This window comes from Pedococcus sp. P2_E4 (assembly GCF_056403935.1).
In genome coordinates this window covers 24,133-45,397 of record NZ_JBFUEO010000028.1, presented here as the reverse complement: position 1 = coordinate 45,397, position 21,265 = coordinate 24,133, and the positions used below count along the sequence as shown (strand labels likewise).

General features: G+C 71.5%; 25 protein-coding genes. 8 read left to right on the top strand and 17 right to left on the bottom strand.

Translation table 11 applies throughout. From position 1 onward, the window contains the following. Nucleotides 1–474: anti-sigma factor (locus AC1DV7_RS13360; protein WP_477597623.1), on the bottom strand; the 474-nt coding region annotated here is incomplete at its 3' end. After that, nucleotides 471–1,151, bottom strand: coding sequence for an RNA polymerase sigma factor SigE (gene sigE, locus AC1DV7_RS13355; RefSeq protein ID WP_477597622.1), 681 nt, complete (start codon nt 1,149–1,151; stop codon nt 471–473). The genes AC1DV7_RS13360 and sigE, both read right to left, overlap by 4 nt. 148 nt (nt 1,152–1,299) lie before the next feature. On the opposite strand from sigE, the gene AC1DV7_RS13350 reads away from it, so the two are divergent. Then, complete coding sequence (locus AC1DV7_RS13350; protein ID WP_477597621.1) at nt 1,300–1,932, top strand: O-methyltransferase; 633 nt, start codon at nt 1,300–1,302, stop codon at nt 1,930–1,932. Here AC1DV7_RS13350 and AC1DV7_RS13345 read toward each other — a convergent pair. From AC1DV7_RS13345 to AC1DV7_RS13335, 3 genes are all read right to left on the bottom strand, one after another. Then, the gene (locus AC1DV7_RS13345; protein ID WP_477597620.1) at nt 1,929–2,285 is read right to left on the bottom strand and encodes a hypothetical protein; all 357 of its coding nucleotides are present in this window, start codon (nt 2,283–2,285) and stop codon (nt 1,929–1,931) included. The genes AC1DV7_RS13350 and AC1DV7_RS13345 overlap by 4 nt on opposite strands. Beyond that, a complete protein-coding gene (locus AC1DV7_RS13340) occupies nt 2,282–3,802 on the bottom strand; it encodes a leucyl aminopeptidase family protein (RefSeq protein ID WP_477597619.1) in 1,521 nt (506 codons plus the stop codon). The genes AC1DV7_RS13345 and AC1DV7_RS13340 overlap by 4 nt, the downstream gene beginning before the upstream one ends. A 116-nt stretch (nt 3,803–3,918) precedes the next feature. Continuing rightward, on the bottom strand, nt 3,919–4,092 hold the full coding sequence (locus AC1DV7_RS13335) for a DUF3117 domain-containing protein (protein ID WP_430214599.1): 174 nt from the start codon (nt 4,090–4,092) through the stop codon (nt 3,919–3,921). Nucleotides 4,093–4,269: 177 nt separating this feature from the next. On the opposite strand from AC1DV7_RS13335, the gene AC1DV7_RS13330 reads away from it, so the two are divergent. Continuing rightward, a complete protein-coding gene (locus tag AC1DV7_RS13330; protein ID WP_477597618.1) occupies nt 4,270–5,043 on the top strand; it encodes a PaaX family transcriptional regulator in 774 nt (257 codons plus the stop codon). Between the two features lie 17 nt (nt 5,044–5,060). Further along, nucleotides 5,061–5,897 carry an enoyl-CoA hydratase/isomerase family protein gene (locus AC1DV7_RS13325; protein WP_477597617.1) on the top strand — a complete coding sequence of 279 codons (837 nt, stop codon included), beginning with the start codon at nt 5,061–5,063 and terminating at the stop codon, nt 5,895–5,897. Between the two features lie 10 nt (nt 5,898–5,907). Here the strand turns inward: AC1DV7_RS13325 and AC1DV7_RS13320 are convergent, their stop codons facing one another. The 8 genes from AC1DV7_RS13320 to dapE are packed head-to-tail and all read right to left on the bottom strand — an operon-like array spanning nt 5,908 to nt 12,066. Next, a complete protein-coding gene (locus tag AC1DV7_RS13320; protein ID WP_477597616.1) occupies nt 5,908–7,185 on the bottom strand; it encodes a hypothetical protein in 1,278 nt (425 codons plus the stop codon). Then, on the bottom strand, nt 7,182–8,372 hold the full coding sequence (locus AC1DV7_RS13315; RefSeq protein ID WP_477597615.1) for a hypothetical protein: 1,191 nt from the start codon (nt 8,370–8,372) through the stop codon (nt 7,182–7,184). Before AC1DV7_RS13315 ends, AC1DV7_RS13320 begins: the two co-directional genes overlap by 4 nt. Next, entirely contained in the window at nt 8,369–8,950 is a 582-nt protein-coding gene (locus AC1DV7_RS13310) for a DNA-3-methyladenine glycosylase I (RefSeq protein ID WP_477597614.1), read from the bottom strand. The genes AC1DV7_RS13315 and AC1DV7_RS13310 overlap by 4 nt, the downstream gene beginning before the upstream one ends. Then, the gene (locus AC1DV7_RS13305; RefSeq protein ID WP_477597613.1) at nt 8,947–9,405 is read right to left on the bottom strand and encodes an SRPBCC family protein; all 459 of its coding nucleotides are present in this window, start codon (nt 9,403–9,405) and stop codon (nt 8,947–8,949) included. The genes AC1DV7_RS13310 and AC1DV7_RS13305 overlap by 4 nt, the downstream gene beginning before the upstream one ends. Nucleotides 9,406–9,407: 2 nt before the next feature. Next, on the bottom strand, nt 9,408–9,794 hold the full coding sequence (locus tag AC1DV7_RS13300; protein WP_477597612.1) for a DivIVA domain-containing protein: 387 nt from the start codon (nt 9,792–9,794) through the stop codon (nt 9,408–9,410). Nucleotides 9,795–9,832: 38 nt separating this feature from the next. Continuing rightward, nucleotides 9,833–10,087 carry a hypothetical protein gene (locus tag AC1DV7_RS13295; protein ID WP_477597611.1) on the bottom strand — a complete coding sequence of 85 codons (255 nt, stop codon included), beginning with the start codon at nt 10,085–10,087 and terminating at the stop codon, nt 9,833–9,835. A 54-nt stretch (nt 10,088–10,141) separates the two neighbouring features. After that, the gene (locus tag AC1DV7_RS13290) at nt 10,142–10,936 is read right to left on the bottom strand and encodes an LOG family protein (RefSeq protein ID WP_477597610.1); all 795 of its coding nucleotides are present in this window, start codon (nt 10,934–10,936) and stop codon (nt 10,142–10,144) included. A 47-nt stretch (nt 10,937–10,983) separates the two neighbouring features. Then, a complete protein-coding gene (gene dapE, locus AC1DV7_RS13285) occupies nt 10,984–12,066 on the bottom strand; it encodes a succinyl-diaminopimelate desuccinylase (protein ID WP_477597609.1) in 1,083 nt (360 codons plus the stop codon). Nucleotides 12,067–12,154: 88 nt separating this feature from the next. Here dapE and dapD point away from each other — a divergent pair, with 88 nt between their 5' ends. The 3 genes from dapD (at nt 12,155) to AC1DV7_RS13270 (ending at nt 15,019) form a co-directional block, all read left to right on the top strand. After that, nucleotides 12,155–13,087 carry a 2,3,4,5-tetrahydropyridine-2,6-dicarboxylate N-succinyltransferase gene (gene dapD, locus AC1DV7_RS13280; RefSeq protein WP_477597608.1) on the top strand — a complete coding sequence of 311 codons (933 nt, stop codon included), beginning with the start codon at nt 12,155–12,157 and terminating at the stop codon, nt 13,085–13,087. Nucleotides 13,088–13,142: 55 nt separating this feature from the next. Beyond that, complete coding sequence (locus AC1DV7_RS13275) at nt 13,143–13,955, top strand: hypothetical protein (RefSeq protein ID WP_477597607.1); 813 nt, start codon at nt 13,143–13,145, stop codon at nt 13,953–13,955. 164 nt (nt 13,956–14,119) lie between these two features. After that, complete coding sequence (locus AC1DV7_RS13270; protein ID WP_477597606.1) at nt 14,120–15,019, top strand: endonuclease domain-containing protein; 900 nt, start codon at nt 14,120–14,122, stop codon at nt 15,017–15,019. A 77-nt stretch (nt 15,020–15,096) separates the two neighbouring features. On the opposite strand, the gene AC1DV7_RS13265 is transcribed toward AC1DV7_RS13270, so the two are convergent. The 3 genes from AC1DV7_RS13265 to fdxA form a co-directional block, all read right to left on the bottom strand. Continuing rightward, nucleotides 15,097–16,404 carry a citrate synthase gene (locus AC1DV7_RS13265; protein WP_477597605.1) on the bottom strand — a complete coding sequence of 436 codons (1,308 nt, stop codon included), beginning with the start codon at nt 16,402–16,404 and terminating at the stop codon, nt 15,097–15,099. A 134-nt stretch (nt 16,405–16,538) separates the two neighbouring features. After that, entirely contained in the window at nt 16,539–17,741 is a 1,203-nt protein-coding gene (gene dapC, locus AC1DV7_RS13260) for a succinyldiaminopimelate transaminase (RefSeq protein WP_477597604.1), read from the bottom strand. After that, nucleotides 17,738–18,064: a ferredoxin gene (gene fdxA / locus AC1DV7_RS13255; protein WP_299440694.1), complete on the bottom strand. Its 327-nt coding sequence runs from the start codon at nt 18,062–18,064 to the stop codon at nt 17,738–17,740. The genes dapC and fdxA overlap by 4 nt, the downstream gene beginning before the upstream one ends. Nucleotides 18,065–18,085: 21 nt before the next feature. On the opposite strand from fdxA, the gene AC1DV7_RS13250 reads away from it, so the two are divergent. Further along, complete coding sequence (locus AC1DV7_RS13250) at nt 18,086–19,132, top strand: GNAT family N-acetyltransferase (RefSeq protein ID WP_477597603.1); 1,047 nt, start codon at nt 18,086–18,088, stop codon at nt 19,130–19,132. A gap of 34 nt (nt 19,133–19,166) precedes the next feature. Beyond that, on the top strand, nt 19,167–19,580 hold the full coding sequence (locus AC1DV7_RS13245) for a VOC family protein (protein WP_477597602.1): 414 nt from the start codon (nt 19,167–19,169) through the stop codon (nt 19,578–19,580). Between the two features lie 6 nt (nt 19,581–19,586). Here the strand turns inward: AC1DV7_RS13245 and AC1DV7_RS13240 are convergent, their stop codons facing one another. Next, nucleotides 19,587–21,263, bottom strand: coding sequence for a VanW family protein (locus tag AC1DV7_RS13240; RefSeq protein WP_477597601.1), 1,677 nt, complete (start codon nt 21,261–21,263; stop codon nt 19,587–19,589). Between the last annotated feature and the right edge of the window lie 2 nt (nt 21,264–21,265).

The window sequence follows — 21,265 nt, the reverse complement described above, 5'->3', positions numbered from 1 at the left end:
GCTCCAGGCGGCCGCGGCCGTGGCCCCGGCGGCGAGCCCCGCGAACACCGTGGCGCGACGTGCCGAGCGGTGCATGGCGGGAGTGCCGCGGTCGACGACGCGCACGGGCGCCATGGGCACGGGCGGCACGGGCACGCCCTGCGAGCGTGGAGGCGTCAGGTGGTCGGTGCGGGTCGTGCCGTCGCGGTCACAGGACCCCCACACCTGGGGGTCGGAGGCCAGCGCCAGGAGCATGCCCCGCAGGTCACCGGGCACCGCCTGGGCCCGAGGCGCGCGCAGCGACTCCAGCACGCGGCGCTCCTCGGCCACGGCACCACGGCAGCAGGCGCACGACACCAGGTGGCGGTCCCAGTGCAGCAGGATGGCCGAGTCCATGGCGCGGTCGGCGTACGCCGTCAGCTCGGCGCCGAGGCAGCGGCCGCGACCCGTGCCGGGGAGGGCGCTGGGCACACCGGACCAGAGCAGGCGGCTCATCGCGATCCCGGGACGGCGCGGCCGATCACCGGGAGGCGGCGCTTTGTGGAGGCCGGGGCGGTGCGGTCGGCGTCGAGGGCGGGGCGACCCAGGGCCGGGTCGCGGTGGGCGAGGGCCTCGCGCAGCTGGGCGCGACCGCGGTGGATCCGCGAGCGCACGGTCCCGAGCTTGACGCCGAGGGTCGCGGCGATCTCCTCGTAGGACAGCCCCTCGATGTCACAGAGGACGACGGCTGCGCGGAAGTCGGGTGACAGGGCGTCGAGGGCGCGCTGGACGTCGTCGTCGAAGTGGGTCGCGTCGAAGGTGCCCTCGGGTCCCATCTCACGGCTGGCCAGCCGGGCGGCGGACTCGTCGGACAGCGCGTCGAAGCGGATCCGCTGCTTGCGACGCATCTTGTCGAGGAAGACGTTGGTCGTGATGCGGTGCAGCCAGCCCTCGAAGGTGCCGGGCTGGTAGGAGTGCAGGGACCGGAACACCCGGATGAAGACGTCGTGCGTGAGGTCCTCGGCGTCGTGCGGGTTGCCCGTGAGGCGGTAGGCCAGCCGGTAGACGCGCGCCGAGTGCTGCTCGACGATCTCCTCCCACGTGGGCGGGACCCACGGCGTCGGTTCGCCGCCGGCCTGGCGGACGTCCCCCTGTCCATCACGAGCCGTGCCGATCGTGTCGGTCGCGGTCACGTCCCTCACCTCCGATTGCGCGCCGGGTCCGGCGCGGTGCATGCATCCGTCAAGACGACCGGATGCCCGTCATGGTTCCCCAACAACCTGAGCGTTTCCTGTATGCCGCGTGCCCGGTTCGCCGTGCTCGCGGCAGTAGGGTTTGCGCATGAGTGCACAGAAGCCCGCCAGCTGGGCGTACGCCGAGGAGTTCGTCACCGAGAACGAGGTGATCGAGGGCGCCCGCCGACGTGGCGAGGAGCTCGGGGCGGTCCCGGTCGGCAACGGCGCCGGTGTCCTGTTGCGCCTCCTCGCGGCCAGCGTCAAGGCCAAGTCGGTCGTCGAGATCGGCACCGGCGCGGGCACCTCGGGTCTGTGGATGCTCCAGGGCATGCCGGACGACGGCATCCTGACGACGATCGACGTCGAGCCCGAGCACCAGAGCGCCGCCAAGAAGGCGTACGCCGAGGCCGGCGTCGCGCACCAGCGCACCCGCGTCATCAGCGGTCGGGCCCTCGACGTGCTGCCGCGGATGACCGACGGCGCCTACGACATGGTGGTGGTGGACGGCGACAAGAGCGAGTACCCCGCTTACGTCGACCACGCGATCCGGCTGCTGCGCTCCGGCGGCGTGCTCGTCATCGACAACATGCTGTGGCACGACAAGGTCGCCGACCCGGCCGCCCGCGACAGTGAGACGGTCACCCTGCGCGACCTGGGCAAACAGCTGCGCGACGACGAGCGACTCGTGCCGGCACTGCTGCCGGTCGGCGACGGGGTCCTGGCCGCGGTCAAGCGCTAGGCGGTCCCGGGGCCGGGGCCGCGGCGGAACCCCGCCGGCCCCTCGGCGATGGCGACGACCTCGAAGGCCTCGACCGTCACGGGCGCCGACCCGATGATCGCGGAGCCTGCCGACTCGGCCGCGGTCCTGGAGAACTCGGCCGCGAAGTCGTCGCGGTAGACCGCCTGGTCGAAGACGTAGGTGCCCTCGAACCACTGGCCCTCGACCATCCGCCAGGTCTTGAACGCCAGGCCGTCGAGGAACATGAACTTGGCCATCGACGTGCCCACGACGTAGTCACGCAGCTTGGTGGCCACGCCCGGAGGTGCCTCCTCGAGCGACCAGCGCACCGACAAGCCGTATCCCGCGTTCATGCCATCTCCTCGAGCCAGGTGAGCAGCAGGCGGGCGCCGAAGCCCGTCCCGCCCTTGGTGAGGAGTCCACGGTCGACGTCGGAGCGTCCCACCCCGGCGATGTCGAGGTGCGCCCAGCGACGTGTGCCCACGAACTCGCGCAGGAACAATGCTGCCGTGATCGACCCGCCGCCCGCAGAACCGCCCGCGATGTGGTTGACATCCGCAACCGGGCTGTCGATGGCGGCCCGGTAGTCCTCGACGAGCGGGAACGGCCACAGGAGCTCGCCGGTCGCCTCGCCGGCCCGCACCAACGCGGTGGTGAGCGCGTCGTCCGTGGCGTAGACGGGTGCCATCGACCGGCCCAGTGCGACGCGGGCGGCGCCGGTCAGGGTGGCGATGTCCAGCAGGACCGTCGGGTCGAGGGTGAGGTCGGCGAAGGCCAGCGCATCGGCCATGACCAGCCGCCCCTCGGCGTCGGTGTTGCCGATCTCGACGGTGGTGCCGCCGTACTGGGTGATGACGTCGGAGGGACGGTAGGACGCCCCACCGACGGCGTTCTCGGCCAGCGCGAGCAACCCGGTCACCCTCACCTGCACCCCGAGGTCGCGGCAGGCGGCCAGCACGGCGAGGACGATCGCCGAGCCGCTCATGTCGGTCTTCATGGCGAGCATGCCCTCGGCGGGCTTGATGTCCAAGCCTCCCGTGTCGAAGGTGATTCCCTTGCCCACCAGCACGATTCGCGGCGTCTTTGCCGTGGCTGCGGCAGGCACGTAGTCGAGCTGGACGAGCCGCGGTGGCGTGGCCGAGCCCGAGCCGACCGCGAGCAACCCGCCGAAGCCGTCGCGGGCCAGGTCGCGCTCCGACCAGACCGTGACCTCGAGGTCGTGGCGGCGGCCGAGGGTGCGGGCCTGCGCCGCCATCCACGCGGGGTTCTTGGTGTTGGAGGGGACGGTGGCGAGATTGCGGGCGAGCATGGCGGCACGGGCGCGCACCACCGCGTGCTGGGCGACCTGCTCGTCGAAGGCTCCGCTGAGGACCACCTCCGCCGCCGGCCCGTCAGGGGGCGTCTGCTTCCCGAGCCAGCGGGGTGACGAGTAGCCGCCGAGGGCCAGGCCCTCGACGAAGGCCGCCTGGCTCACGCGGGCGGAGCCAGAGCCGACCGTCGTGACCAGCGACCCGTGGCCGCGACCGGCGCGACCGAGAGCCGCGCCTGCCTCCCGCAGATCAGTCGCCGACCCGTCGCCGACACCCACGAGCAGCACCGTCCGGGCTGCCCGCTCGCCCGGCACGAGCGGGATCCGGGTCACGGACCCCGCCTTGGACTTCGGCTCGTGGCTGGCGCCCACCTGGGTCGCGTCCAGACCGACGAGGGCCAGCGCGTCCGCGACCGCCCCCGACTCGGCCAGGCCGGTCGCCGGGACGGGCAGGGCCAGCAGCAGGTCCAGGGGGTCGAGGTCAGCCAGGGCGTCAGCGAGGCCGTCCGCGCGGACCGTCCACGCGCTGGCGGCCGGGTTCAGGATGTCGGGTGCAGGCACGGTGCCGACCCTACCCACGCTGCCGAGCACACGGCATACGGCCACCGACCGGCCACCAACGCCAGGACCCCCACCGGCGACAGCCGATGGGGGTCCTGGACGAATGCTTCAGCGGGTCACTTGAGCCCGTCGCAGTTGTCGATCGCCTCACCCAGGGCGCGCACCTCGTCAGGCGTCATCTCGACCACGAGGCGGCCACCGCCCTCGAGCGGCATGCGCAGCACGATGCCGCGACCTTCCTTGGTCACCTCGAGCGGGCCGTCGCCAGTCCTCGGCTTCATAGCCGCCATGAGTGTGTCCCTTCCGTACGGCGTGGAAATCTGCTGGGCACGCGGGTCCACGCCAGTGCTTTGCTCATCCCGGACGCGCCAGATTTGCTCCATTATCTCGTGAACCCGCTCACAGGAGAAATCGCCCCTCGCGACGACCTCCCGCACTGTCGCACCGCGATCGGCGAGACTGCACCCGTGCACGCCCGCTCCGCGCTCTTCGACCTCTACGGCGACCACCTGCTCGACCGCGGTGGCTGGGCGCCCATCTCGGCCTCGGTCGGGCTGCTGGGATCGCTGGGCATCTCGGCGCCCGCGGTCCGGACGGCGGTGTCCCGGATCGTGCGCGAGGGCTGGCTGGAGCCGGTCGAGCGCGGGGTCCGCGGGTATGCCGTGAGCGCCCGTGGGCGCGAACGCCTGCGCGAGGCGCACAGCCGGATCTACCGCACCGAGCCGCTGGCGTGGGACGGGCGCTGGCACCTCGTGGTGCTCGAGCGCTCGGGCGACCGCAACGCGCGGGCGCGCTGCGCGCAGGCGCTCGGCTTCCTCGGCTACGGACAGCTGGCCGGCGACACCTGGATCGCCCCCCGAGCCAGCCGCGAGGTCGGCCCCGCCCTGGCAGCGGCAGGGGTGACCTGGCGGGGGTTCACGAGCACCACCGACGACGACCCGGCCGCCCTCGCCGCGCGGGTGTGGGACCTCGACGGGCTGGCAGCCGCCTACCGGATGTTCGCCGCGGCGCCCCGCACGGCCGTGTCGGGCTCCCCCGAGGAGGCCTTCGTGGCCCGGACCGAGCTCGTCCACGCCTGGCGCCTGTTCCTGTTCACCGACCCGGGGCTCCCCGCTGAGGCGCTGCCCGAGCACTGGCCGGGGCACAGCGCGGCGCAGCGCTTCGACCGCGAGGCACAGGACCTGCTGCCCGGCGCACGGGCCTGGGTCGATGCCTGGGTCGGCGGCACGGCCCACGGGTGACCGACCATGATGGAGCCATGACCGAGCAGACCTCCCCCAGCGCCCCTGCCTCCGCGTCCGCCCCCGCCTCCGCCCCCGTGGTGGTCGAGCGCGACGGTGGTGTGGCCACGGTGCGGCTCAACCGCCCTGAGGCGATGAACTCCCTGGACGTGGCCACCAAGGAGGCACTCCTCGCAGCGCTGACCGAGGTCGCCGAGGATGCCACGGTGCGGTGCGTCGTCCTCACCGGGTCGGGCCGGGCCTTCTGCGTCGGCCAGGACCTGCGCGAGCACGTCGGCCTGCTGCAGAGCAACGACCAGTCGCTGTGGGAGACGGTCCCCCGTCACTACAACCCGATCGTCGAGCTGTTGGCGACCATGAACAAGCCCGTGGTCGCTGCCGTCAACGGCGTGGCGGCCGGGGCCGGCGCCGCCTTCGCGATGGCCGCCGACGTCCGCATCATGGTCGACACGGCCGGGATCAACCTGGCCTTCGCCGGCATCGCGTTGTCGTGCGACTCGGGATCCTCGTGGTGGCTGCCTCGCATCGTCGGGCCGGCCAAGGCCAAGGAGCTGCTGCTGCTCCCCCGCACCGTGCCCGCAGCCGAGTGCCTCGAGCTGGGCCTGGTGACGAGAACCGTTGCAGCAGAGGACTTCCAGAGCGCCGTCGACGAGGTCGCCCAGACCTTTGCCGCGGGACCGACCCTGGCCTACGGCTCCATCCGGCGCGCCGTGGCGTTCAGCGCCGGGCACGACCTGGGTGCCTCCTTGGCCCACGAGGCCGAGCTGATGGCCCTCACGGGTGCCAGCGCCGACCACCACGCCGCTGTCGCCGCGTTCCTCGCCAAGGAAGCACCCGTCTTCACCGGCGAGTGAGCGGTCGACGTCACGGAGGCGTGGCGTCCCACGGCACGAAGGTGAGCAGGGTGCAGGTGAACCACAGCATGCCCCCGACGAGGACGAGTGCGACGACGCCGACGCGTCGTCGCCAGTGGTTGACCACCCGCGCCCCGGTCGACGTGCGCATGGCCACCGACGCCACGAGGGCGGCGATGGGGAAGTCGAGCAGCAGGAACCGCCACATGCTCGTGATCGGGCGCACCACGGCGAGCAGGTAGAGCGGGTACGCCAGCGCCCACACGCGCAGCTCGATCGCCAGCCAGCGACCGTGGCGGCCGAGGATCAGGGCGACGTACGTCGCGACGAGCGAGACGAGGATGGCGACCCCGACCACCCCGTGCGCATCCCACGCCCAGGCCAGCCACAGCACGAACGGCCCCGACTCGGGCTTCTGCCCCCAGGCCGCCTGCACGTCGAAGAACGCCATCGGCAGCCCACTGGTCACGCCCACGACGACGGGCCAGGCCAGCGTCGAGACCGCCGTGGCGGCGATCATGACGATGGCGGACAGGCGATGACCCCGCAACGGAGCGGCCCCCGCGGCCCGGTCCTCGCGCCAGCGCAGGACGAGGTGCACGAGGACGGCGCAGGCGATGGCGGGCGCCGCCGCCCGGGTGAAGCCGAGCGCGATCGCGACGACCGCCACCAACAGGTAGCGGCGCTGCATGAGCAGCAGCAGGGACGCGGCGATGAGCAGGGCCGCCAGCGCCTCGGTGTACGGCATCACCATGATCCCCGTGGCCGGGTACAGGCACCACAGGGCCGCGGCGACGAGGGCGAGTCGTTCGCGGGCCGGCTGTGGTGAGGCGTGCATCGCGAAGTGCAGGCACCGCCACACCAGCAGGACGGCGAGCCCACCGAGGACGATGTTGAGCGTCACCGCGGCGACGAGGAACGGCATACCGGTCCACATCAGGGCGCGCACGAGCATCGGGAACGCGGGGTAGAAGGCCCAGGCGCTGTAGGTGAGCAGCCCGGTCTCGGGGTCGGCCGGCAGGGGGATCGGGTAGCCGTGCTCGGCGATCCGCTCGTACCAGACGCCGTCCCACGAGCCGAGGATGTCGCCCAGGCCCGGGTCGAGGTGGCCGACGCCGGCCGGCGACTGGAACCACGTGGCCGACACGACCATCGCCAGCAGGGCCAACACCCGGGTCAGCGCATAGACACCGAGCAGGAAGATGACCGGGTGGCGCAGGGCGCGACCGGCGAGCGCGCTGCGCCCAGCGGAGGACCGGACGCCGGCCAGGTCGAGGCGCGCGCTCACGGCGGGTAGTCCGAGGGCGGCACGAACACGAGGAGCTTCCACACCCACAGGGCCTGTCCGACGAGGCCGATGCCCACGAGCACGGCCACCCTGGTACGCAGCCAGCGCGGGCTGCGCGCCGCCCAGCCGCCCCCGAGGACGACGGCGAACAGGGGGAACAAGGGCAGCGCGTAGCGGAAGATGCTGGTGAAGGGGTCGAGGACCACCGCGAGGTATGCCGGGTAGGCCAGGCACCAGGTGCGCAGCTCGGGTCCGAGGGCGCGGGCCCACGGCCCGAGGGTGAGCACGAGGATGGTCAGCACCAGCCCCGCGAGCGCGATGGGTCCCAGGGTCGAGGCGTTGTCGAAGTCGCGGAACACCCACTCGGACATGCCGATCCACGGTTTGAGCGGGGTGATCTCAGCCCCGACCCGCCACGCCGCCATCGTGTCGGTGTACGCGGTGCGTGAACCGGTGGCCTCCCACGCGATCGCCGGCCAGAGGAGGGCTGCGGCGCCCGAGGCCGCCAGGGCAACCGCACCGGCGGCGTACTCCGCGCGCGGGATGGGGTCGTCGTCCCTGTGGCGCCACCGAAGCCACAGCGCGACGGCGATGACGACGACCACTGGGGCCGCGATGGGTCTGGTGATCCCGAGCAGCAGCGCCAGCGCGGCCGCGAGCCACCACGACCGACGCACCACCGCCCAGAGCAGGCCGCACAGCACCAGCATGGCCATGGCCTCGGAGTAGGCGAGCTGCATCGACACGGCCGCGGGGAAGGCGCCCCACACGGCCACCGTCGCGAGGGCGACCCGGGGGCCGACCCGCTCGGCAAGCAGCCCGCCCATCAGCAGCGCGGCGCCGAGACCGCAGACCAGGGACAGGGTGCTCGCCACGACCGGGAAGCCGAGACCGCTCACGTCCATCAGGAACCGGGCCGCCAGCGGGAACAGCGGATAGAAGGCCCAGGCGTTCTGTCTCACGTTCCCGCTGGCGTCGAGCGGCAGTGGCACGGGGTAGCCGTGCTGCGCGACCTCGCGGTACCAGCTGCCGTCCCACAGCACCGTCATGTCGAGGGGCTCGACCGTCGGCCCGGTCCAGTCGAGCATGACGGCCTGGTCTCGGCTGGCGAGCACCAGCATCACGGCCGAGACGGCCCGCAACGCCAGGTAGACGAGCGCGACCCGCACGCCGAGGCGCCGGGTCACCGCTGACCGCCGGCGCGATGGCAACCGGCCAGGTGGTCGTCGACGAGCCCGCACGCCTGCATCGCGGCATACATCGTCGTGGGGCCGACGAAGACGAAGCCGGCCTTCTTGAGCGCCTTGGCGAGCGCCACCGACTCGGGCGAGGTGGCCCTGAAGTCGGCGGTGCTCCGCGGCGGCACGTGGTCGGTCGGCGCGTGCGACCACACGAGCTCGTCGAGCCCGCCGTGCTCGCGCAGAGCCACCACCGCAGCCGCGTTGCGGATCGCGGCGTCGACCTTGAGGCGGTTGCGGACGATGCCGGCGTCAGCCATGAGCAGGGCCCGGTCGCTGTCGTCGAAGGCGGCCACCACCTCGGCGTCGAAGCCCGCGAAGGCCGCCCGGAAGGCGTTCCGCTTGCGCAGGATCGTCAGCCACGAGAGGCCGGACTGGAAGGCCTCGAGCGTCAGCCGTTCGTAGAGCGCGGTCTCGCCGTGGACGGGTACGCCCCACTCGGTGTCGTGGTAGAGCAGGTAGTCGGGGGTGCTCCCTGCCCAGGCGCAGCGGGCGATGCCGTCGGCACCGACCTGGAGACCGCTCATCGGTCTGCGTCCGCCTCGGCGGCGGCGATCATCGCGTCGAGGGCCCGGGCGTAGAGCGCCCGGCCGGCGGCCCGCACCGGGGCGGTGTCGTCCAGGAACGAGATCGGGCGCACGGAGAACTCCTCGCGCCAGTCGACCCGGGTGCCGGACGCCGTCGCAGTGAGGCTGACGTCGGCCCACCCGCCGAGCAGGCGCCCGGTCTTGACGACGCGGAACGAGGCGGCAGGGTCGCCCGGGTGCGGCGGGTCCCAGCGGGTGACCAGCATGGAGTCGGAGAACGCGAGCGGCCCGACGCCGCTGACACCGGCGAAGCCCCACCCGACTCGCGGCTCACCGGGGTCGACCTGCACGCGGGTCAGGGGCATCCAGCGCCCGTACCCGGTGAAGTCGGTGAGCACGTCCCACACCGCCCGGGGCGGCGCGGTCGTCTCACGGACGAGGTGGAGCGCGGCCATGGTCAGCGCTCGGGGTCCGTCGCCGAGCCCCGGAACGCGTCCGACGTCGAGTCGCGAAACGGGTCCGACGGCTGGTCCCGGAGCCGGTCGGACGGCGCGTCCAGAACCGGGTCCGCCGCCGGCGCACCAGTGTGGTCGGCCTCGAGCTGGGCGATCCGGTCACGGAGCTGGTCGAGCACGACGTCGACCTGGTCCATGCGGTAGCCGCGCAGCGCGGTGTCGAACCGCACAGCCGTCACGTCGTGCGCGTGGAACTCCTCATGGAGGCGTGGGTCATGCGCGCTCGTCGTCGCAGCGGCCATGGGGTCGTAGCCGATCCGCCCGGCCAGCAGGGCGGCAAAAGCCCCGATGACCAGCACGGCGACGACGATGAACAGGACCCAGATCACGCGTCAGATCGTCGCACGAACACCTGAGCGCGACCTATTCAGCCCGTCTGGTCGAGGTGCGGGTCGGCGTGGCGGTCGTCCGCGGCCGTCTCGACCGCCGAGCGCGAGAGCATCTCGACCAGCTGCGGCACGTCCTCGGCCAGCAGCCGGATCGTGGCCCGGCAGACCGTGTCCTGCCAGATCGACAGCACCACCCGACCGCTCTCCGGGTGCCCGGAGACCCGCAGCGTGCGACCTGCGACGTCCCGGCCCACGATCACGTCCCCGTGTCGCGGGAGCGGTGAGATGGTCATGGCCCATCATCACCGCTGGGACGAGGCGGCGTCCATCCCCCGTTGGAACCCCGGCTACTCCGGTCGCGTGGGCGCGACGTTCTCGTCGGCCGCCCGGATCAGCCTGACGGCCTCGTCGACGTCGTCGGTGAGGTGGAGCAGGTCGATGTCCTTGGGGCTGACCGTGCCTGCCTCGAGGACGGGCCCGCGCAGCCAGTCGAACAACCCACCCCAGTACTCGGTGCCCATGAGGACGATCGGGAAGGAGGTGACCTTCTGGGTCTGGACGAGCGTGACGGCCTCGAAGAGCTCGTCGAGGGTGCCGAAGCCACCCGGCAGGACGATGAAGCCCTGCGAGTACTTCACGAACATCGTCTTGCGCGCAAAGAAGTAGCGAAAGTTCACACCGAGGTTGACGTGCTCGTTGAGCCCCTGCTCGAAGGGCAGCTCGATCCCGAGCCCGACGGAGGCTCCCCCGGCCTCCCGTGCTCCCTTGTTCGCGCCCTCCATGGCGCCGGGGCCACCGCCGGTGATCACGGCATACCCCTCCTCGACGAGGCGACGACCCACTTGGGCGGCCATCTCGTAGAAGGCGCTCTCGGGCTTGGTCCGGGCCGAGCCGAAGACGCTCACGGCCGGCCCGAGCTCGGCCAGCGCGCCGAAGCCCTCGACGAACTCGCTCTGGATGCGCATGACGCGCCACGGGTCCGTGTGCAGCCAGTCACTGGGTCCGTGGCTGTCGAGCAGGCGTTGGTCCGTCGTGGTGCCGGGCACTCGCGAGCCCCGCAGCGTCACCGGACCCGTGTGGTAGTCGTACTCGTGCTCGGTCGCACCAGCGGTCTGCGTGTCGTCGGCCTGCGTCTCGTTCACCCGCCCAACCTACGCGAGGAGGTCAGGCCGGCGAGCGCGGGACGCGGTCAGGCCAACCAGCGGAGCAGGGCGGCCTCGGCGGCCTCGAGCTGCGCGACGGGGCAGCGCTCGTCGTCGTGGTGGGCGAGGTTGGGGTCGCCCGGGCCGAAGTTGACGGCGGCGATGCCCATGTCCGAGAAGCGGGCCACGTCGGTCCACCCCTCCTTGGCGATCACCGGGACGGCGAGGGCGTCGACGAACGCCTTGGCCGCAGGCAGGTCGAGGCCAGGGCGGGCTCCGGGGGCGTTGTCGAGGCAGACGATGTCGAACCCCTCGAACAGGTCCTTGACGTGGATGAGGGCCTCGTCGGCGCTCTTGTCCGGGGCGTAGCGGTAGTTGACGGTCACGACGCACTCGTCGGGGATGACGTTGCCGGCGATGCCGCCACGGATGCCCGTGGCGTTCATGGCCTCGTGGTAGTCCAGTCCGTCGACGGTCACCGTGGAGGTCTCGTATGCCGTGAGCCGGCCGAGGACCGCGTTGGCCTCGTGGATCGCGTTCTTGCCGTTCCACGGCCGGGCGGAGTGCGCCGCGATGCCGCGGACCGTCACGTCGACCCGCAGGGTGCCCTTGCAGCCGCCCTCGACCTGGGCGGCCGTGGGCTCGAGCAGCACCGCGAAGTCGGCGTCCTCGATGAGGTCGGGGCGCTGCTGCTGGATGTGCAGCAGACCGTTGTGCTGGCTGTCGATCTCCTCGCCCTCGTAGAAGACGAACGTGAGGTCGCGACTGGGCTCCGCGACCAGGGCGGCCTTGAGCTGCACCGCCACGCCGCCCTTCATGTCGACCGTGCCACGCCCGACGAGGTCGTCACCCTCGCGCCGGGTCGGCAGGTTCCTGGGGTTCTTGGTCAGCGGCACGGTGTCGATGTGCCCGGCAAGGACCACGCGCTCGGCGCGACCGAGGTCGGTGCGCGCCACGAGCGTGTTGCCGATCCGGGTCAGCTCGAGGTGACTCAGGGGGGCGAGGGCAGCCTCGATCGCGTCGCACACGTCCGCCTCGTCCAGGCTGACGGACTCGATGTCGCACAGGGCGGCAGTCAGCGTGACGATGTCGGCGGACAGGTCGAGGGCCGGGGTCGTGGGGTTCGCCATGTCGATCACTGTATCCACCCTGTCCTGTGCCCGAGACCGGCCTCCGGGCTCGTCCCGGGCACTCGACCCGGTCTCGTAGGCTGGCCCCATGAGCAGCGCACGCACCGCCTGGGGCCACGGACTCGCGACCATCCACGACAGTGGCGCGGTCCTCGACACCTGGTACCCGCAGCCCACCCTGGGGGCGCGCCCGTCGGACTCGGTCGTCCCGACTGCGCTGGAGGCCCTCACGGGCAAGGACGACGTGCGCTCGGTCCGTCGCGAGGTCGTCACCACCGAGGTCGACCTCGACGCCGCACCGGCCGACCCGGCCGATGCCTACCTGCGCCTGCACCTGCTCTCGCACACCCTCGTCGCGCCCAACACGATCAACCTCGAAGGGCTCTTCGGCGTGCTGGTCAACGTCGTCTGGACGACCCAAGGGCCCTGCGCGGTCGACGGCTTCGAGCTGACCCGCGCCGCGATGCAGGCCCGCGGACCCGTCCAGGTCCTCGGCGTCGACAAGTTCCCCCGGATGACCGACTACGTCGTGCCCGCCGGAGTGCGCATCGGTGACGCCGACCGCGTGCGTCTCGGTGCCCACCTGGCCTCGGGCACCACGGTGATGCACGAGGGTTTCGTGAACTTCAACGCCGGCACCCTGGGCCACTCGATGGTCGAGGGACGCATCAGCCAGGGCGTCGTCGTCGGTGACGGGTCGGACATCGGTGGTGGCGCCTCGACGATGGGCACCCTTTCGGGCGGCGGCACCGAGCGGGTCAGCATCGGTGAGCGGTGCCTGCTCGGCGCCGAGTCCGGGCTCGGCATCGCCCTCGGTGACGACTGCGTCCTCGAGGCGGGCCTGTACCTCACTGCCGGCACCAAGGTGACCCTGCCCGACGGCCAGGTGGTCAAGGCTCGCGAGCTGTCCGGCCAGGACTCGCTGCTGTTCCTGCGCAACTCGGTCACCGGCACGGTCGAGGCGCGCGCCCGTGACGGACACGGCATCGTGCTCAACTCGGCTCTGCATGCCAACGACTAGGCGCGGGGGCGTCGTCCTCGCCGAGGAGCGACCGCCCTCCCGGAGACGCAGGTTCGTGACTCGTGTGGTGCTGCTGTTGTTCGCGATCGGCCTGGTCGTGGCCGGCGTCATCGGCACTCGCGGGTTCCTGCACAACCTCGGCGGCCCGCGCTGCCAGGCGACGGCGCTGGGATCGAGCGTGGACTTCGACCCCAGCCAGACGGCATACGCGGCCACCATGGTGGCCATCGCCGAGAAGCGGGGGCTGCCCGCCCGAGCCGCCACGATCGCGATCGCCACGGCCATCCAGGAGTCCAAGCTGCGCAACCTGACCTACGGCGACCGAGACTCGGTCGGGCTGTTCCAGCAGCGGCCGAGCCAGGGCTGGGGCACGGTCAAGCAGATCCTGGACCCGGTCTACGCGACCAACGCCTTCTATGACGCGCTGGTCAAGGTCGAGGGCTACGAGTCCATGGAGATCACGAAGATCGCCCAGGAGGTGCAGAAGAGCGCCTACCCGGACGCGTACGCCGACCACGAGCAGGAGGGGCGGCTGCTCGCCTCCACCATCTCGGGCCACTCGCCGGGGGGACTCGGGTGCCGGCTGAACGACGCACAGAGCGGTGACCCGGCGGCCCTCAAGACCGCGCTCAAGACCGAGTACGGCGCCACGGCCACCCTGTCCGGCCGCACCCTCACGGTGAACGCGCCCAACGAGCGACGGGCCTGGGGCGTCGGCTCGTGGGCGGTGGCGAAGGCCGACCAGTTCGGCGCCACTACCGTGCGCGTCGGGTCGAAGCAGTGGGCCCGCACGCGCGACTCGTCGGGCTGGGAGTGGCAGTCCGTCAAGGCGACCCCAGCCACGACGGTCACGATCACCTTCCCCTGACCGCCCCTCCGCCCTGCCGATCTTCCTCCCGCCTCCCCCCTCCGCGTCTCGCGAGTGAGCGCGATGTGCGTCTTCCCGGCTCGGGATGCGCACATGGCGCTCACTCGCTGGAGGCTGTGGAAAACTATCCGGCATCGTGAACCAGCCGCGGCATCCTCAGTTGCGTGCCGCAGCCTCGACGCCCGCTCCCGGATCGACTGCGGAACACCAGCTTCTCGGTGCGTGACGCCCGGCACAGCCGGGTTCCCCCGCATCGGCTGAGGGCGTCCGACCTCGCCAGCCCGCTCACGGGCCTGCGCGTGCACCAGGCAGCCGCCCACGTAGCCGACGCCGCGGCCGATGCCGCCCTCGTGCTCCCGGCGCCGTTCGCGTTCTCCCATCTCACGGCCGCGCGGCTCTGGAACCTCCCGCTGCCGACGACATGGCAGCCGGACGAGCCCTTTCACGTGATGCGCCCGACGGGCTCGTCACAGGTGCGTCGTCCCGAGGTCATAGGTCATCGCGGGCTCGAACGCCGGGACACGGAGCGGCTCCGACGTGTCCCCGTGACGGGACCCGCGTGGACGTGGGCCGACCTGGCCAGCCTCGCTCTCATGGCCGTCGATGACCTCGTGATCGCCGGTGACGCCTTCCTGTCCCGCACTCCGGGACTGCTCGGCGATCTCGAGCGTCTGGTCCGCGACGGGTCCGGACGGCGCGGGAACACGAAGCTCCAGCGAGCCCTGCCCCTGCTGAGGGTCGGCAGCGGTTCGGCGATGGAGACGACGGCCAGGCTGGTCTTCCACCGCAGCGGACTGCCGGAGCCCGAGCTCAACGCGAGCGTCCACGCCGAGGACGGTCACTTCATCGCCCGTGTCGACTTCCTGTGGCGCGCAGCGAAGGTCGTAGTGGAGTACGAGGGCGACCATCACCGCACCGACCGCCGCCAGTGGCAGCACGACATCGCGCGCACACGGCTCCTCGAGGGCTTGGGCTGGCGGGTCATTCGCATCACCAGCAGCGACCTTTGGGACGCGAGGCTGCGACGCGAGCTGGTCACCCTGCTGTCCACTCTGGTCGCGTAGACGAGTGAGCGCGCTGTGCTTTTCCTGGTGTCAGGAGAAGCACATCGCGCTCACTCGGCGGTCTGGGGGGCTGAGCGTCAGCGGGCGTCGAGGGAGATGTAGTCCCGCTCCGTGTAGCCGGTGTAGATCTGGCGCGGGCGGCCGATCTTGGTCTGCGGGTCCTCGATCATCTCGCGCCACTGGGCGATCCAGCCGGGCAGCCGACCCAGCGCGAAGAGCACCGTGAACATCTTGGTCGGGAAACCCATCGCCTTGTAGATCAGGCCGGTGTAGAAGTCGACGTTCGGGTAGAGCTTGCGCTCCACGAAGTAGTCGTCCTCGAGGGCACGCTGCTCGAGCTGCAGGGCGATGTCGAGCATCGGGTCGGAGACGCCGTCCTTGCGCAGGATGGTGTCGGCGGTCTTCTTGATGATCGCGGCACGCGGGTCGTAGTTCTTGTAGACCCGGTGGCCGAAGCCCATCAGCTTGACGCCGTCCTCCTTGTTCTTGACCTTCTTGACGAAGGTGTCGACGTCACCACCGTTCTGGTAGATGCCGTCGAGCATCTCGAGCACCGCCGAGTTGGCCCCGCCGTGCAGCGGGCCGGACAGCGCGTGGATGCCGGCCGACACCGAGTTGAACAGGTTGGCCTGGGCCGAGCCGACCAGCCGCACCGTCGACGTCGAGCAGTTCTGCTCGTGGTCGGCGTGCAGGATGAGCAGCAGGTCGAGCGCCTTGACGACGTCGGGGTCGAGGTCGTAGGGCTCGGCCGGGAAGCCGAAGGTCATCCGCAGGAAGTTCTCCGGCAGCGACAGCGAGTTGTCGGGGTAGAGGAACGGCTGGCCGACGGACTTCTTGTAGGCGTAGGCCGCGATCGTCGGCAGCTTGGCCATCAGGCGCACGGTCGAGATCTCGACCTGCTCCCTGTCGAACGGGTCGAGGCTGTCCTGGTAGAAGGTGCCCAGCGCCGAGACCGCGGACGACAGCACCGGCATCGGGTGCGCGTCACGCGGGAAGCCACCGAAGAACGCCTTGAGGTCCTCGTGCAGCAGCGTGTGGCGGCGGATCTTCTGGTCGAACTCCTCGAGCTGCGTCGCGGTGGGCAGCTCGCCGTAGATGAGCAGGTACGACACCTCAAGGAAGCTCGACTTCTCAGCCAGCTGCTCGATGGGGTACCCGCGGTACCGCAGGATGCCCTCGTCGCCGTCGATGTAGGTGACGGCGCTGTTGCAGGACGCGGTGTTGACGAAGCCGATGTCGAGCGTCGTGTTGCCGGTTTCCTTCATCAGCTTGCTGATGTCGTAGCCGTGGTTGCCCTCGGTCGCCTTGATCAGCGGGAAGTCGAGGGTCTTGTCACCGGCCTTCAGGGTGGCACCGGCCGTTGCGCCAGCGGTTGCGTCACTCATGCGAAATCCATCCTCCACGTCTTGCGGGCACCCTCACCGGGGTCATGACCCCGTCATCGACCGGGTCATGGTGGGGCGCTCCCCGCGCACTGCGACGCTACCCCAACTCGTGCGTGGGGCGGCAATCGGGATGGCTACTGCGCGAGACGCTCGGCGGCCGTGGCGATGCGCTCGTCGGTGGCCGTGAGGGCGATGCGCACGTGCTCGCGTCCCGCTGCGCCGTAGAAGGATCCGGGGGCGACGAGTATGCCGCGTGCGGCCAGCGCCTCGACGGTCACCCAGCAGTCCTCTCCCCTCGTGGCCCAGAGGTAGAGCCCCGCGTCGGAGTGGTCGACGCGCAGGCCGAAGCCCTCCACGGCTGCGCGGAGCATGGTGCGGCGCGCCGCGTAGCGTGCCTTCTGCTCCACCACGTGGGCGTCGTCGGCCAGGGCTACCACCAGCGCCTGCTGCACAGGCCAGGGGACGATCATCCCGGCGTGCTTGCGCACCTCGAGGAGCTGCTCGACGAGCGCGACGTCACCGGCCACGAAGGCCGCGCGGTAGCCGGCCAGGTTGGACTGCTTGCTGAGTGAGTAGACGGCGAGCAGGCCCTCGTGGCTGCCCTCGGTGACGCGCGGGTCGAGGATGCTCGGCGTCGTCGGGAGCGCGGGGTCGCCCCCGCCGTCGCCGGACCTGCCGTCCCCGGCACCGGGGCCCTCGGGCCCGGCCCCGTCGTCGCCGGCACCGGCGCCCGCGGAGCGCCAGTCGAGCTCCGCGTAGCACTCGTCGCTCGCCACCACGACGCCGTGCTGCCGGGCCCAGGCGACGACCTTGCGCAGGTGCTCGACACCCAGCACGCGACCGGTCGGGTTGCTGGGACTGTTGAGCCACAACAGCTTCGGCGTCGTCGACGGGGTCAGTGGCCCCAGTGCGGCGAGCCCGTCGACGACCTGCGGGGTCGCGCCGGCGAGGCGGGCGCCCACGTCATACGTCGGGTAGGCCACGCCGGGGAAGCCCACGACGTCGCCCGGCCCGAGCCCCAGCAGGGTCGGCAGCCACGCGACCAGCTCCTTGCTGCCCACGGTCGGCAGCACCCCGTCGGGGTCGACGTCCGGCACCCCGCGACGACGGGCGAACCAAGTCGCCACCGCCTCGCGCAGTGCCGGCGTGCCGTAGGTCTGGGGGTAGCCGGGGGCATCGGACGCAGCCCGCAGCGCCTGCTGGACGACGTCCGGCGTCGGGTCGACCGGCGTGCCCACGGAGAGGTCGACGATGCCACCGGGAACAGCACTCGCCCGCTCCTTGTACGGAGCGAGCGAGTCCCAGGGAAAGTCAGGCAGAGCCCGCAGGCTCGTCACTCGTCGTGCTCCTGCGGGGGCAGGTCGGCGATGATCGGGTGGTCCTTGGGGATGACGCCCAGCTTGGCGGCGCCACCGGGGCTGCCGAGGTCGTCGAAGAACTCGACGTTGGCCTTGTAGTAGTCGGCCCACTGCTCGGGGACGTCGTCCTCGTAGTAGATCGCCTCGACCGGGCAGACCGGCTCGCACGCACCGCAGTCGACGCACTCGTCGGGGTGGATGTAGAGGGAGCGCTCACCTTCGTAGATGCAGTCGACCGGACATTCCTCGATGCAGGCCTTGTCCTTGAGGTCCACGCAAGGCTGGGCGATCACGTACGTCATGTCGGACATACTATGCGGCTCATGTCGGCCGACGTCAGCAACCTCCCCCTCGGGTCTCGGGTGGTGGTCAGGTGGCGGCTGGAGAGCGCCGACGCGGCCACCGGCGCCACCCTCACGGACGCCGTCGGCACCCTCGTCGGGGTGGACCCCGACCGGGTCGTCGTGGAGACGAGCCGGGGCTCGGTCACGATCGAGCGGAACCGCGTCGTGGCCGCCAAGGGGGTGCCGCCCAAGCCGCACCGCCGCGGCGCCGCGCACCTCGCCATCAGCATCGAGGACCTGCAGCGCGTAATGGCGCCGTCGTGGGGTGCCCTCGAGCGCGACACCCTGGGTGGGTGGCTGCTGCGCGCCTCGCAGGGCTTCACCCAGCGCGGCAACTCCGTCGTGCCGGTGGGCGACCCCGGCCTGCCGCTCGCGCGGGCGGTCGACGAGGTGGAGCACTGGTATGCCGCGCGCGGCCTCCCAGCGAAGTTCGCCCTCGCGGGGCCCGAGGGTTTCGACCCGGCCGACGACGCGCTCGGCGTCGAGCTGCTGGACCGCGGCTACACCGAGGGGAGCCGCACGCTGGCCCTGACCGCCCGCACCGAGGCCATCGCGGCGACCGACCCCGGCGGACCCGCGTGCGTCCTCGACGACACCCTGACGGCGCAGTGGTTGTCGGGCTACCGACGAGGTCGGGGCGCACCGCCGGACGTGGTGCGCGGCGTGCTCTCGGACAGCCCGCGCACGATCTTCGGGCGGATCACCCCGGGCGGAGGGCTGTCCCAGCAGCTCGGCCTACGCGCGGCCGACGCCGCAGGCACGACACCGATCGCGTTGGGACGACTGGGGATCGCCCACGGGTGGGCGGGTCTGGGGTCGGTCTGGACCGACCCGGCATACCGGGGTCGAGGTCTGGCCGCCCACCTCACCGCACAGCTGGCCGGGGCGGCGCACGCCGAGGGACTCGCCCTCGTGCACCTCCAGGTGGAGCACGACAACGACGGCGCGATCAGGCTCTACCGGCGGCTGGGCTTCGCCACCCACTCGTCGTACGCCTACCTCACGGCGCCCGCCGAAACCCGGTAGCGCCCCGACGCCACCGCCCGACAGGCTGGGCGCCATGACCTCCCGGATCTCCCACACCACCGTCGACTCCCGCAACGCCTACGAGCAGTCGGTCTGGTGGTGTGGCGTCCTCGCGTTCTCCGAGGACCCGCGTGACCCGAACCTGCCGGGCCACGAGGAGTGCATGATCTTCTCCCCGGACGGACGACAGCGGGTGCTGTTCATCGAGGTGCCCGAGGGCAAGACGGTCAAGAACCGCGTGCACTTCGACCTCTGGCCGACGGACGGGTCGATGAACGAGGAGGTCGACCGGCTGCTGGCCGCGGGGGCGACCCTCGTCCACGACCTGCGCGACCACCGCGGCCCCGGCACGGGCTGGGCGACGCTCGCCGACCCCGAGGGCAACGAGTTCTGCGTGCTGCGCAGCGAGACCGAGCGACCCGACCCCTACGCCCACCTGGTGCGGTGACCGCCGTCAGCTGGCCTTGGGGTGGGTGCAGGTGACCTTGTCCTCGGGGATGTAGTGGGTGTTGAAGCTCGACGTCTTGGCCACCGAGCCACCCTTCTTGAAGATGCGGGTCACCGTCACGTCGAAGCCGGTGCTGGGCGACTGCGTCACGCAGCCGGGCTTGCCGTCGACGATGGTCTTGGGCTGCACGACGTTGCGGCGGGGACCCTTGCTGGCCTCGATGTCCCAGACTTTGGTGCCGTGGAAGGTCACCGTCACGCCGTTCCCCGAGACGAAGGCCTGGATGAGGATGCCGTAGCCGGTGTCGTTCGTGAACCGGTTGTCGACGTCCGGCCAGGAGATGGTGGCCTCGCGCCCCTCGGGATAGCGAGAGATGTAGAAGCTGTGCGGGTGGTGCTCCTCGATCCGGGCGCCCGAGAAGAAGATCGCGTTGAACAACGTGGTCGACAGCTGTGAGATGCCACCGCCGTAGTCCTTGGTCAGCCGGCCGTCGACGATGACCGGGGCCTCGTTGTAGCCCTTGGCGCCGGTGCGCTGGCCCAGCGCGGCGTTGAGGCTGAACGAGTCACCCGGGGCGACGTAGCTGCCGTTGATGGTGCGCGCCGCCCGGGCGATGTTCTCCGTCCGCGGCGGGTTGTACGGGAAGTAGGTCGTGAACGTCGAGATGACCTCGCGGGGCTTGATCTTCTCGGCCGCGGCGGTCGTGAGCTTGGGTTGGACGACCGTCGTCGTGACGGTGGCCGTGCGCGGGGTCGCGGTGAGCGCCGGGACGAAGGTGGCCACGACGGACTTCTCGTCGAGCGTCACGCCGGCAGCCGACGGGACGACCACGGCCTTGCCACCGCTGAAGGTGATCTTGGCGTCGCGGGCCTTGGCCTCGAGCCCGGCACCCGACGCGGCCCTGCGCACCGCGGCGACGAGCTTGGCGTCGTCGATGACCGGCGACAGCTTGCCGGCGTCTGCCTTCATGGTGATTGCGGGCGCGAACGCCGCAGGCGCGACGGGGAACGACTTGGAGCCGACGACCACGGTGACCGGCCCCGACATCGCCGGAGTGGCGAACTCGGTGTTGGCCCGGCCGACCTCCTGCGAGGACACCGCGCTGGGTGTCGCCTCGAACGACGGCTGCACCGGGGTGGCCGAGGGCCAGCGCCGAGCCACCACGTCGGCGGTGCGCCCGACCTGGAGCTTGGCGCCGTCGACCGGCTCGGTGACCTGCACCTTGCCACCCGGGAAGGTGATGCCGCCCTGGACCACCTCGGTGTCGAGCGTGCCCTCGACCCGACCCAGCTCGGCCTCGAGCTTGCCGCGGTCGACCGTGGTCTCGAGGGGTTGGTCGTCGCCACCGGTGAGGCCGTGCCAGAGGTCGACGGGGTTGACGGAGAACCCGCTCAGCCCCTCGACGGTGCCCGGCAGGTCGAGCGCGAGACCGGCGGCGGCAGGGTCGATCTCGACGGTCTTGTCACCACTCTTGAGAACGACCTTCTGCTTGGCCTTGTCGGCCAGTGCCCGCTCTAGGGTCTTCTGGGCCGACGCGGGTGACATGCCCCCGATGGGGACACCCGAGACGGTGGTGCTCGCGGGCACGTGACGGCCGAGGAACCACGCCATCCCGAGGTAGCCCGCGGCGAGGACCACGAGGGAGATCCCGAGTCGCAGGGCGGCGGAACGTCGTTCACTCACGG

Excerpts from the sequence above, each read along its gene's own strand:
- AC1DV7_RS13350 (WP_477597621.1), top strand. The coding sequence starts at position 1,300 with ATGAGTGCACAGAAGCCCGCCAGCTGGGCGTACGCCGAGGAGTTCGTC.
- AC1DV7_RS13345 (WP_477597620.1), bottom strand. The coding sequence starts at position 2,285 with ATGAACGCGGGATACGGCTTGTCGGTGCGCTGGTCGCTCGAGGAGGCA.
- AC1DV7_RS13335 (WP_430214599.1), bottom strand. The coding sequence starts at position 4,092 with ATGGCGGCTATGAAGCCGAGGACTGGCGACGGCCCGCTCGAGGTGACC.
- AC1DV7_RS13325 (WP_477597617.1), top strand. The coding sequence starts at position 5,061 with ATGACCGAGCAGACCTCCCCCAGCGCCCCTGCCTCCGCGTCCGCCCCC.
- AC1DV7_RS13310 (WP_477597614.1), bottom strand. The coding sequence starts at position 8,950 with ATGAGCGGTCTCCAGGTCGGTGCCGACGGCATCGCCCGCTGCGCCTGG.
- AC1DV7_RS13305 (WP_477597613.1), bottom strand. The coding sequence starts at position 9,405 with ATGGCCGCGCTCCACCTCGTCCGTGAGACGACCGCGCCGCCCCGGGCG.
- AC1DV7_RS13295 (WP_477597611.1), bottom strand. The coding sequence starts at position 10,087 with ATGACCATCTCACCGCTCCCGCGACACGGGGACGTGATCGTGGGCCGG.
- dapE (WP_477597609.1), bottom strand. The coding sequence starts at position 12,066 with ATGGCGAACCCCACGACCCCGGCCCTCGACCTGTCCGCCGACATCGTC.
- dapD (WP_477597608.1), top strand. The coding sequence starts at position 12,155 with ATGAGCAGCGCACGCACCGCCTGGGGCCACGGACTCGCGACCATCCAC.
- AC1DV7_RS13265 (WP_477597605.1), bottom strand. The coding sequence starts at position 16,404 with ATGAGTGACGCAACCGCTGGCGCAACGGCCGGTGCCACCCTGAAGGCC.
- fdxA (WP_299440694.1), bottom strand. The coding sequence starts at position 18,064 with ATGACGTACGTGATCGCCCAGCCTTGCGTGGACCTCAAGGACAAGGCC.
- AC1DV7_RS13250 (WP_477597603.1), top strand. The coding sequence starts at position 18,086 with ATGTCGGCCGACGTCAGCAACCTCCCCCTCGGGTCTCGGGTGGTGGTC.
- AC1DV7_RS13245 (WP_477597602.1), top strand. The coding sequence starts at position 19,167 with ATGACCTCCCGGATCTCCCACACCACCGTCGACTCCCGCAACGCCTAC.